Origin of the sequence: Vibrio sp. Evd11 (assembly GCF_900382755.1) — a bacterium.
GTDB lineage: Bacteria > Pseudomonadota > Gammaproteobacteria > Enterobacterales > Vibrionaceae > Vibrio > Vibrio lentus.
Genome location: NZ_OSDX01000049.1, coordinates 22,248 through 33,110 on the forward strand (window position 1 = coordinate 22,248; position 10,863 = coordinate 33,110).

A 10,863-nucleotide genomic window follows, 5' to 3' on the forward strand; every position below is an offset into this window, starting at 1 on the left:
ATTAAGCGAATGGTCATTTACTTGAGTTCATCACACGTAACAAAGTGTTGCGACTTTGTTGGATTTTTGGTCTAGTGACCAACTGTGCTCATATTTAGGAACGAAGATGAATAGAAATGTTTGGCTGCTCTCACTGTGTCAGGCCTTGTTGATGACGGGCAACATATTACTGATTTCGGTGATTGGCTTGATAGGCAAACAGATTGCACCCAGTGTCAGCATGATTACTTTGCCTGTTGCGCTGCAGTTTTTAGGCTTAATGGCAGCCACCATTCCTGCTTCTTTAATTTCAGGAAAATTAGGACGAAAACGAGGGTTTAGTATCGGTAATGTGGTTGGCATTACCGGAGCAAGTCTTGCAACTTACGCTTTATCTCAGCAACATTTCTATCTGTTTTGTTTCGCCACGTTTTTGCTTGGGATAGGTATTGGTTTTGGTACGCTTTATCGTTTCGCGGCTATCGAAGTGTGTGACGAAAATGCCCGCCACCGTGCGATTTCAATATCAATGGCTGGTGGAGTATTGGCGGCGGTACTTGGGCCTAACTTAGCGATTATGTCTCAGCAATGGTCAGCAGATGGCTTGTACATCGGTGCTTTTGCTTCGCTGATCGGCTTAAACATCTTAGCTTTGGCCTTGTTACAAACAATTCAGTTTCCTAAGGTCTCTTTTAATAGTCAGGCTCCTAAATCCGACCCTTTAAGTGCGGTCGTTAAAGCGCCGAACTTTATTGGCGCTGTGTTTGCGGCCATGGTTGCTTACGCCGTAATGAACATTTTGATGACGGCAACGCCATTGGCGATGATTGGTTGCGGATTCGATTTTACTAAGGCCGCTGGTGTCATTGAGTGGCACGTATTGGGTATGTTTGTACCTGCATTCTTTACGGGCTCCCTCATCGAGAAGTTCGGCTCAAGGATGATGATCCTTGCGGGTGGTGTGTTATTTGTGGTGAGTATTGCCATCAATATCCATGGCGTATCCATTTGGCACTTCAGGGCGGCTTTGGTTGTGCTTGGTGTGGGTTGGAACTTTATGTTCATCGCTGCAACAGGTTTATTTAGCCAGTCGTATCAAGCTCAAAACAAAGCCAAGGCACAAGCGTTCAATGAATTTGTGGTGTTTGGTTGTGTGACTGTCACGGCGCTACTGTCTGGTTGGTTAGAGTCAACAGTAGGCTGGCAAAACCTTAATGTTTACGTTTTACCGTTCGTTTTGGCCGTAATTTTGTTGTTTGCATTCAGTGCGCGTAAGTCACGAATTCAAAAGCAGCCTGTGTAATGGTTCATCGAATAGTGGTTCAGCAAATCCGTTACCGGAATTAAAGCGCTATTATCTCGAACTGCTAAAAATAAAAAGCCCTACCAAATTGGTAGGGCTTTTGCTTATGGCTTAAATAATAACGTTTTCTTAAAACTGCTGTCTTGGCTTATATCCTGTGACAACAGTACTTAAGCTGGGTTTATCAGTACGCACATTATTGGCTACGTACTTATTTCAATGACTTGAGGTTCGAGCGACTTACAGGTCGACAGTAATAGTCTTAGTCGTAATCCCGCCTTGGTCATCGATTATTTTCAGTGTCACCTCGTGTTTTCCGTATGAAGGGAAGATAGAAGTGAATGTGCGACCTCGTTTCACCTTTCCATTAGGAAGTGTCCACTCGGTATCAACAATACGACCATCACTGTCTGAACTTGTTGACCACATGGTTACCCAACGACCTAAGTGGATGTACTTCGCACTTGCCTCTGGTAGAGCGTTTGGAGATTCAACACTCACTACGGAGCTGAACGAATCGGTAGCACCTTTGTCGTCAACAACAGTCAAGCTCACCGTGTATTCACCGGCTTGATCGTAAGACCAAGTTGGTGCCACTTCGTTACTTGTTGTGCCATTGCCAAAGTCCCATAGATAACTGGTGATCTCGCCATCTTGGTCAGAACTGAAGTTACGTGTAGACACGTTCAGGCCAGTGACATTGAGTTCGAAGTTCGCAGTAGGGGCGACGTTGTGTTGGCTTACTTTAGATAAGCGCACCACACCGTATTCGTTGTCATTACTCTGATTCAAAATATCAACGGCTAAGCCAAATTCCGTCAGGATACGTCCTGAATCAGGCGCTTGTGGAGACGTGTAATCTTGGTCGTCAGAGAAGCTAGCATTGCCAATCAAACTGGTATCTTCAAGTACATCATCGTCGCTGTTCACAAGACGCATTGGAGTATGATCTTTGAGTGAAAACGCCGCATCACGAACTTGGTAACGAGTTTGAGCGACTTCACCGGATTTTTCCCAAGTCATGGCATTTTGGTCGGCATCGACCACACCTAACCAACCTTCACCTGGGTGTTTGCCTACCCAATTATCAGTCAACGACTCGTCTACGTACCAAATGATTAAACCCGGATCGAATGAGATCAGTTGACCCATGCGTTTGATGTTGGCTAGACCTTCATCAACGTCCATGTGGCTGCGCCATTGCAGCAGGTAGTAGTGCTGTGCTTGGTGGAATCCATTACTCAGCTTGTAGCCATTTAGGGCGAAGGTGGAGCTGCTCTCACCATCGTCTATTGAGGTGATTTCACCATCAACGACCACACTGAGGTTATCCAAATAGAAACCTTCCATCGCTAAGCCACCATCGGTGACGTACTCAAACGAAAGCTCCACTTCTTGGCCTACCCATTGTGAAACGTCGAACTCAGCGTCAATCCAACCGCCAGATTCGCCGCCAATAGCAGGAACGAGGCCAGTATTGTACGGGTCATCCATTGAGGTGATGTTGCCTGCGATGGCTTGTCCATTCACGAGTACGCGTGCAAAGTCGTAATCTTTCTCAATTTCATACCAAGTTTTGAACGAAAGCAGTGCAGAATCGCCGGCTGGAATCACCAACTTGCGTGTCATGCTGTTTTTCAGGTCATCGCCTTTTTGTGAATGGAACGAATACTCACCAGCAAACGGTTTTAAACCTTCGATCTGTTTTTCTGGAAGATCCACTTTAATCATGTTCGGACGGCTGTTATCCGTTGTTTGGAACAGCGTATAAACCTGTGGGTTGTCTTCTAGGTCATCAATCGAGATTTGATCATCGTTAATCCATCGACCGCCAATCGATTTTTGTAAGAAGTGTTTTGCCCAAGAGCTGAATGCTGTTGGTTGTGTACCACCAATTTGACCAGCCCAGCTACCTGAAGACATGATTGACCAATAAGAGACAGGTTCACCTTTGCCAGTGTATTGCGTGTCGTACTCGTCTGGCAGACCTAAATCATGGCCATACTCGTGAGCACATACACCAGCTGCGGCATCAATAGGCTGAATGGTGTAATCAAATGCCGCGTATTGGCCGTTAAAGCGGTCTGGAAGAGAACTGGAGGTACCTTCAAGCACATGTGTACGACCAAGGTTGAATCGGTGAGACCAAATCGCATCAGGGCCTAATACGCCACCACCGGCTTCTTCACCCACAGATGCGTGGAACACCATTAGGTGATCAATCACACCATCGGGTTCACGGAAGTTTCCGTCACCGTCGTAATCGTAACGATCTTCAATATCGTAATCGGCTAGGTTGATACTCGGATCTTGAGCCAATTGATTTAGAGCTTCACGAACCAGTTCTTGCGCGTTGAGATCGTTGTCGGTCGTCGGGGAGTTGCCACCATAAAATGACGCAGGTTTAGAGGCGCGATACCAACCTGCAGCTTGGCCCGCAACGCTGTAACTATCACCAGATTCGCTTTGGTAATATTGACGCATCGAGATTAGGTTTTCGCCGTTGGGCCCAGTGTAGCCAGAGTTTGAAAACAACAACTCTTGATAATGTTCTGGGTTGTAGCTCTCGTAGAGCATTTGGGTGTGCTCTTCGGTCAGCTTGTTGTCATCCCAGTTCAAATCAGGGAAATCGACCAATAGAGCGAGTACTTTATCGGTACGCTTGGTGCCGAGCTCTAAAGCAAATACGCTCGCTTTTTTAACGCCAGACCCTTTTTCGATGGTTTTGAGTATTTTCGCTCGTTGCTTAAGTGCTTTTTTACCGAATTGAGCGTCGCCTTTAAAACCGGAATTGATCTTATTTTTTAAGTAACGGTCAAGTGCGTCGTGTTTTGCCACATCGGTTGCATCTTGGTCGACTAAGCCTTGTCTAACTAGCATTTCAATAAGTTTGTCTTCATTAACAACGCCTAAATCAATAGGTGTTTTTGCATAACTACTGACGCTAAATAGAGTAAGCATTGCTGAAGCTAACAAAGTTTTTCTCATCATTTTCATTATATTTCCTTTCTATGTTTCCATGTCGATATCAGTATCAACTGCCTTATTCGAATCAGTTGTCCGAGTCTGGCCTAATACACTCTTGTGGTGTCTTATTTAACTGACGTGTGTTTGCTGTATGTTTCGTACTTTCTATCTCTTTTATATTTTCTATTTCTTTTGTATTGGTTGTCTCTTTTCTATTTTTTGAATCAAACTGAGTGCTCTTTACTTTTTTAGCGTTGAGATAGATACGCAAAGCTTTTTGATTGCCTTCATAGGTTAAGCCAGGACAGATAACGCCTCGCTCAATCAGTGACTTCAGCAATAGTTCGTCGTTCTCAATAGTGGAAGCCTGTGACAGTGAGGAAAAAATTAGAACCATTAAAGCCATTGTTTTGTTTGACATTCTTATATCAAGCCATCAGTTTTGATTATGTAACAAAATATATTTATAAAATTAACCAATCAAATGAATAATTATTACAAATCATTATTCGTTCCGGTTTCAACATTAACAGTTAATATCAAATAAGGATGGTTATTTATTTTATTGTCAGTTATTTAGTAAGGTTGGGCGCATTAATAGCTGATAGTTTTAATATTTGATATCATTATTGGGTAAATGGTTATTATGCTTCAGAGCGCTTTATGTAAGGTGTGGGGTTATAATTAATCAAACAAATGTTTTATTGTCGGTGTTAAAAAAATGAATGTAATAATTGAGTGTTTAGTAAATAACCATGCTGAAATTATTTTCACTCGAAATATCAATAATTAGGCTATTAAGCGCGATTTAAAGTGCTTCAAGAGAACAGATTTCACAATAGCTCGATCAAATGGAGTTATCAGATAAGAAAAAGAGCCCGTGTTTAGGCTTTTTAGTTCGTGTACGCGTTAGCGATTTACTTATGGTTGAGTAGAGGATTGCCATGGTTAAGACATCCAAGCTTACTAAAGGCTTTGTTGAATGAGTGCTGTGCAAAGATTTAAACATTCGTACATTCCATACCTCTGTTTCAATGAGAACCATGAGATTTAAACTGTAGGTAACTTAGGTGATTTATAAATGTTGATTTGAGAAGAAGCGTGAAGCGTTGAGCTTTGTGAGGTGTCGAGCGTATTTTTGTATAAATAGCAGGCATTTACACAAAATGTGACGTTCACATTTTGTCATAACTTTAATAATTGTATATATTCCTCGCCTAAAACAATAATTAACAAAAGTTAATATAAATGACTGTCAGCTCATCTTCTCAATCTCGTGAAACGCTTCTAAGCGAAAACGAACAACTCGTGTCCACTACAGACCTTAAAGGCGTGATTACTTACAGCAATGATGCTTTTTGTCGCATAGCAGAATACAGCCAACAAGAATTACTAGGGCAACACCACAATATCGTCAGGCATAACGATATGCCGAAAGCGGCTTTCGCTGATATGTGGGTTAATCTAAAGCAAGGTAAAGCGTGGCGCGGTATCGTAAAAAATAAAACCCAATCCGGTGGTTACTACTGGGTTGATGCTTACGTTACCCCTATCTACGATGGCGGGAAGGTGAGTGGCTATCAGTCTGTTCGTGTTAAGCCAAAAAACGAATGGGTACAAGTGGCGGATAAGGCTTACCAAAGTTTATTGAAAGCAGAGAAGTCGGGTCGTCAATGGTCATTACAGATCAGTGACAGTGTTCGTTATGCGGTGTTGTTAGGCTCTTTGGTTGCGCCTCTGATTTCAAATCTCGTTGAAGTAGGGCAAATGTCGCGATGGTTACTAAGCTTACTTCCTGTTTCTGCGTTGGCACTCTTATTCAGACAAGAGCTTGTTGATACGCCTTTACAGCTTAAAAAGTTGCAGTCGAAATTCGACAGTGTGAGTCGTCTCGTCTACTCCGGTAATAGTAAGTTCTCTATCGCCGATTTCCATTTGAAGTTGCTGTCTGCTCGAATCAGAACAGTGTTAGGCCGTATGACTGATTCAGCTAAGCCGTTACAAGATTTAGCCGACAATCTTAACGCGACTTCTTACCAAGTTTCAGATGCTTTAGATCAACAGACTAAAGACATACTTCAAGTTCGTGAAGCAACGGAAGAAGTGGAGGTGACGGCGAATGAAGTGTCATCTCGTACCGAAGAAGCGCATCAAATTGTCGACGTTACTCTGCAAACCTGTGCGGGTGCGAAAGAGAGTATTAATCAAACACACCTTAACCTTGAAAGCTTGGCTTCACAGGCTGAGAAAGCAACACACACGACGTATCAACTGAGTGACCAAGCGCAAAGTGTCAGTAAGATAATGGAAGAGATCGGTGGCATTGCCGAGCAAACCAATCTATTGGCATTGAACGCAGCGATTGAAGCGGCGAGAGCGGGTGAGCAAGGACGTGGCTTTGCCGTGGTTGCGGATGAAGTGCGTGCGTTATCAGGTCGCACATCTAAGGCGACGATTCAAATCAAAGAAAGCATTGATACCATGCTGACAACGATTGAAGGTTGGCAGAAAGATATTTTGGCTAACAGAGAACAAACGGATGCGTGTGGTGATGTGGCGAAGGTGAGTTCAGAGCGCTTGTCTGAAGTCGAAACTTTAATGCAATCAATGAACGAGTTAATGCAGTCGGTTGAAAGCTCTGCACATAAACAGCGTCAGCTATCGAGTGATGTAAACCTTCATATGCAGTCTATCGCGTCAACCGCCGAGCAAAACCTAGTGGCGACTCATTCAGTTAAAGATCATTCGAAAGAGCTCAAAGAGCAAGTGAATGAATTCTATCAATTGGCGAAGCGTTTCGAAGAGAAATAGCGGTTACATTTTAGCTAAATGATCAATAAGAGAAAGCCTTGCGAAATTGCCAGGGCTTTTTTGTGCCTCGTTTCCTATCTCACGATGCCCAAATCTCACAAACACTCACTAGATACTGTTCCACTAGACATTGTTGAACAAGACTTCAAGCCTAAGAGTGATGTTGGCTTCTTCGGTATGTTTCTCATAGGGCTCTCGTTCCCATTGATAGCGCGGAATCAATTCGTAGAACAGCCACTCTTTCCAAACGTTTTCTCGGTAGGTTATCGACACCTGTGAGTATTCGTAGTGGTTATACGGCTCGCTGGTTGCTGTAATCGTCGCGCTGTATTGCAGAGCTTGGTCTTGAGAAAGATAGTGATACAAAGTCAGTCCCGTCCCGTACTCCCAGCCTTTAAGGTCGTCGTTATAACCTGCAAAGTTCGACCATCGCGCTAAGAAGTCATCACTCAAAGAAAGATCAAAATCGATATCGGTGATCTCGCCAGTTTCTTGCTTTTCTTGATACACACGTTGGGTCAGCCTGAATACGGCATCGGTAGTGAGAGGGTAGGTAAAGCGATAACGAGCTTCAATACGTGGGCGCAGTGTCGCTTTAATATTGAAGCTACTGTAACCCTTGGCATAAGCATCGTAACGTAGGCCGAGTGCGCTCTCTAATTCCTCTGAATCTTGCGGAAAGAAATCTAAAAACTCTTCATCGCCAACCGATTCATAGATTAACTTCAGTCGTTTACTCACAAAAGGCAGGTGCAAGCGTGCGTTGAGCTTGGTTGAGTAATCAACATCGCCACCTTCGGAATAGATAAAATCGTTGTACCAACGCACGGAGGTGCCGGCTCGAGCATCTTCGGTAATGCGGTCATCGACAAAGAAACTGTCAAACCATAATGCGGGTTGGCAAAATTTACTGTTTAGGTAGTGGTAGGCTTTTTCGACAGGGGCGTCTTCTAGCGGCTGACTGTGGCACTCATTTTGTTCCTCTGCTTGAGCGGAATGGGCAACGAGTGAAGCTAATAATGAGGTGCTAACTATCCAACGACTCAATGGAACCTGTTTGTCATTCTATATATCAATAGTTTGACTATAACCAAGCGATCGCAACAATGCGACTTTTTAGTGGTGAGCAGCTAGTGATTAACGGCTCTTGGGAGTAGGGAAGAGAAATATTTGAAAGGGATTGGACAGATAAAAAAAACGGGCTCAGAAGGTGAGCCCGTTTGTGTTAGCTATTTGTTTTTAGCTCGAATAACTTGTCGCTAGATTACATTGCCGCTTCGAAGATCGCTGAGATTTCTTCGTGAGTCGCTTGTTTAGGGTTAGTAAAACCACAAGCGTCTTTTAGTGCGTTGTCAGACAGAGTCGGGATGTCTTCCAATTTAGCACCAAGTTGAGCAATACCTGTTGGGATGTTCACGTCATTTGCTAGTTGAACAATCGCGTTGATAGCTGCTTCTGCGCCTTGCTCTGCTGTCATACCTTCAACATTCACACCCATCGCTTTTGCAACATCACGTAGACGCTCTGGACAAACTTGCGCGTTGTAGCGTTGAACGTGTGGTAGCAAGATAGCGTTACATACACCGTGTGGAAGGTCGTAGAAACCACCCAGTTGGTGCGCCATTGCATGAACATAACCAAGAGAAGCATTGTTGAATGCCATGCCAGCCATGAACTGCGCGTAAGCCATTTGCTCACGAGCTTCAATGTCTTCACCGTGCGCTACGGCTGTTCTTAGGTGTGCTTGCACAAGTTCAATTGCTTTAATCGCTACTGCGTCTGTGATTGGCGTTGCTGCGATAGAAACGTAAGCTTCGATTGCGTGTGTCAACGCATCCATGCCAGTTGCAGCAGTTAATGATGCAGGTTTAGCAAGCATCAACTCAGGATCGTTTACTGAGATAAGTGGTGTTGTGTGCTTATCAACGATAGCCATTTTAATGTGACGAGCTTCATCAGTGATGATGCAGAAACGCGTCATTTCAGAAGCTGTACCTGCTGTGGTGTTGATGGCAATCAATGGCATCATTGGCTTTTCAGACTGGTCTACGCCTTCGTAATCTGCAATCTTGCCGCCATTAGAGGCAACCAGAGCGATACCTTTTGCACAGTCATGTGGAGAACCGCCACCCAGAGAAACAACGAAATCACAATCGTTGTCAGTCAGTAATTCAAGACCATCGTTAACGTTAGTAATAGTTGGGTTTGGTTGAGTGCCGTCGAATACAACTGCGTCTACGCCACGCTGGCTAAGGAGGTCCTGTACCTGCTTAACTACGCCAATTTGGTTAAGGATCTTATCCGTTACGATAAGACCTTTTTTGAAGCCTTGAGACTGAATGCTATCAGCAGCATCCTTCAGACAGCCAGTACCCATGAAGTTGATTGTAGGGATGTAAAATGCAGTAGACATTGGAAAACTCCGTTAATTATGATTTTTTAATTTCCTACATGTTGTCGGCAATCAACTGGTCGACCATTGATCTGGAACAACTTTGATTCCGAACTACCACTTTGTGATTATTCGTTGTGATAGGGCTCATATAGCAATCGTTTTTATGGTTTTCTTATGTGTTTATTGTCAGTAATGGAAAGCGAACGATTGATTGATTTAAGAACAGAATGGCGCTCCATAATCATGAAAAGTAAAGGCTATTCACTCAACGTCGGTTCAAGTTCAGTTTGTGTCGATGGTTTGCGTGAGTCATCGTTAGCTTCAATTTGAGGTTGTTGGGACTCATCGGTATCTAAGGCGTTAGAGGTGTCTTCTGGTTCTTCATCATAATACTTAACATGATGTATGGAATCCACTCCCTCCTTAGCAATCTAGACTTAGGATAGTGAGAAAAAACCGAGGGTTCCAATATGTTGACTAAAAATGTTATCGCTATCGACCTAGCAAAAAATGTGCTTCAAGCCTGCCATATCAGTGTTCATGGTGAATTGCTTTCCAACAAACCGTTAAGCCGACAAAAAATGAAGGAATTTCTTGCTAAGGCAAAACCTTCTATTGTCGCCATGGAAGGTTGCTGTGGTTGTCATTATTGGGGACAGTTAGCTGAAAGATTTGGACATGAAGTACGGATCATCAATCCCAAAAAAGTAAAAGGATACCTTGAAGGTCATAAAACTGATCACAACGACGCTCTGGCCATTGCTAATGCCGCGATACAAATAGGTATCAAATGCAGTCGCCCAAAATCGCTTGAACAACAATCTATGCAATCTTTAGAGAGTAGTCGTCGTTTCTTATCTCGCAGTGTTGTTTCTTTAGGACAGCACATTCGAGGAACAATTTTAGGATACGGTGTTGCTAATCCAAAAGGTGAAAAAGGTTTGAAGGCTTCTGTTCAAACTGTTTTAGATGGAGAGACAGAAATACCCGCTAATGTAGTGTCTGTTTTATCTATGCTGTGGGAGCAGTACAAACAGCTAAAATCGAAGCTCATAGCATTCGAAAAAGAAAAGAATGCGTTAACTCGCCAAATAGAGCCATGCCAGAGACTGATGGCAATCGAAGGAGTTGGCGAAGTTACAGCTGCAATGCTTTATACAACCCTTGGTGATGGAAAGCAGTTCAAGAACGGTAGACAAGCTTCTGCATTCGTTGGTCTCACTCCTAAACAACATAGTTCTGGTGGCAAAGTGTTCATGATCGGCATTGATAAGTGTGGTGGCGTCAAAGAGCTACGCTCTCTACTTTATCTCGGTGCCATGTCTTATGTTGGAAGGTTGCCTGAAATACCGATAACTCAAAAAGATGCTTGGCTTAAAAAAATAATTGAACGTATTGGTTTTAAAAA

General features: G+C 43.5%; 8 protein-coding genes and 1 pseudogene. 4 read left to right on the forward strand and 5 right to left on the reverse strand.

The annotated features are described in order from the left end of the window. The first annotated feature begins 106 nt into the window (after window positions 1–106). On the forward strand, window positions 107–1,282 hold the full coding sequence (locus ED652_RS17770; RefSeq protein WP_254051717.1) for an MFS transporter: 1,176 nt from the start codon (window positions 107–109) through the stop codon (window positions 1,280–1,282). A gap of 240 nt (window positions 1,283–1,522) precedes the next feature. Here the strand turns inward: ED652_RS17770 and ED652_RS17775 are convergent, their stop codons facing one another. After that, window positions 1,523–4,279 carry an immune inhibitor A domain-containing protein gene (locus ED652_RS17775; RefSeq protein ID WP_122055664.1) on the reverse strand — a complete coding sequence of 919 codons (2,757 nt, stop codon included), beginning with the start codon at window positions 4,277–4,279 and terminating at the stop codon, window positions 1,523–1,525. A 55-nt stretch (window positions 4,280–4,334) separates the two neighbouring features. Further along, window positions 4,335–4,670 (reverse strand): hypothetical protein, encoded by a 336-nt coding sequence (locus ED652_RS17780; RefSeq protein ID WP_122055665.1) that lies wholly within the window; start codon window positions 4,668–4,670, stop codon window positions 4,335–4,337. A 547-nt stretch (window positions 4,671–5,217) separates the two neighbouring features. Between ED652_RS17780 and ED652_RS24035 the strand changes: the two are divergent. Next, window positions 5,218–5,310, forward strand: a pseudogene (locus ED652_RS24035) (ArsR family transcriptional regulator); the annotation flags it as partial. 187 nt (window positions 5,311–5,497) lie between these two features. Further along, window positions 5,498–7,060, forward strand: coding sequence for a PAS domain-containing methyl-accepting chemotaxis protein (locus ED652_RS17790; RefSeq protein WP_122055666.1), 1,563 nt, complete (start codon window positions 5,498–5,500; stop codon window positions 7,058–7,060). Window positions 7,061–7,183: 123 nt separating this feature from the next. Here the strand turns inward: ED652_RS17790 and ED652_RS17795 are convergent, their stop codons facing one another. The 3 genes from ED652_RS17795 to ED652_RS23795 all read right to left on the reverse strand — a co-directional run bounded on the left by ED652_RS17795 (window position 7,184) and on the right by ED652_RS23795 (window position 9,871). Further along, entirely contained in the window at window positions 7,184–8,107 is a 924-nt protein-coding gene (locus ED652_RS17795) for a hypothetical protein (RefSeq protein WP_017111844.1), read from the reverse strand. A 217-nt stretch (window positions 8,108–8,324) separates the two neighbouring features. Further along, window positions 8,325–9,473 (reverse strand): L-threonine dehydrogenase, encoded by a 1,149-nt coding sequence (gene yiaY / locus ED652_RS17800; protein ID WP_009845589.1) that lies wholly within the window; start codon window positions 9,471–9,473, stop codon window positions 8,325–8,327. 239 nt (window positions 9,474–9,712) lie between these two features. Then, window positions 9,713–9,871 (reverse strand): hypothetical protein, encoded by a 159-nt coding sequence (locus ED652_RS23795; RefSeq protein WP_162929958.1) that lies wholly within the window; start codon window positions 9,869–9,871, stop codon window positions 9,713–9,715. A gap of 54 nt (window positions 9,872–9,925) precedes the next feature. Here ED652_RS23795 and ED652_RS17805 point away from each other — a divergent pair. Then, a partial coding sequence (locus ED652_RS17805; RefSeq protein WP_122055667.1) for an IS110 family transposase occupies window positions 9,926–10,863 on the forward strand: 938 nt, incomplete at its 3' end.

What these genes read in the sequence shown, in the direction of transcription:
- ED652_RS17775 (WP_122055664.1), bottom strand. Translation starts at nt 4,279, where the DNA reads ATGAAAATGATGAGAAAAACTTTGTTAGCTTCAGCAATGCTTACTCTA.
- ED652_RS17770 (WP_254051717.1), top strand. Translation starts at nt 107, where the DNA reads ATGAATAGAAATGTTTGGCTGCTCTCACTGTGTCAGGCCTTGTTGATG.
- ED652_RS17780 (WP_122055665.1), bottom strand. Translation starts at nt 4,670, where the DNA reads ATGTCAAACAAAACAATGGCTTTAATGGTTCTAATTTTTTCCTCACTG.
- yiaY (WP_009845589.1), bottom strand. Translation starts at nt 9,473, where the DNA reads ATGTCTACTGCATTTTACATCCCTACAATCAACTTCATGGGTACTGGC.
- ED652_RS17790 (WP_122055666.1), top strand. Translation starts at nt 5,498, where the DNA reads ATGACTGTCAGCTCATCTTCTCAATCTCGTGAAACGCTTCTAAGCGAA.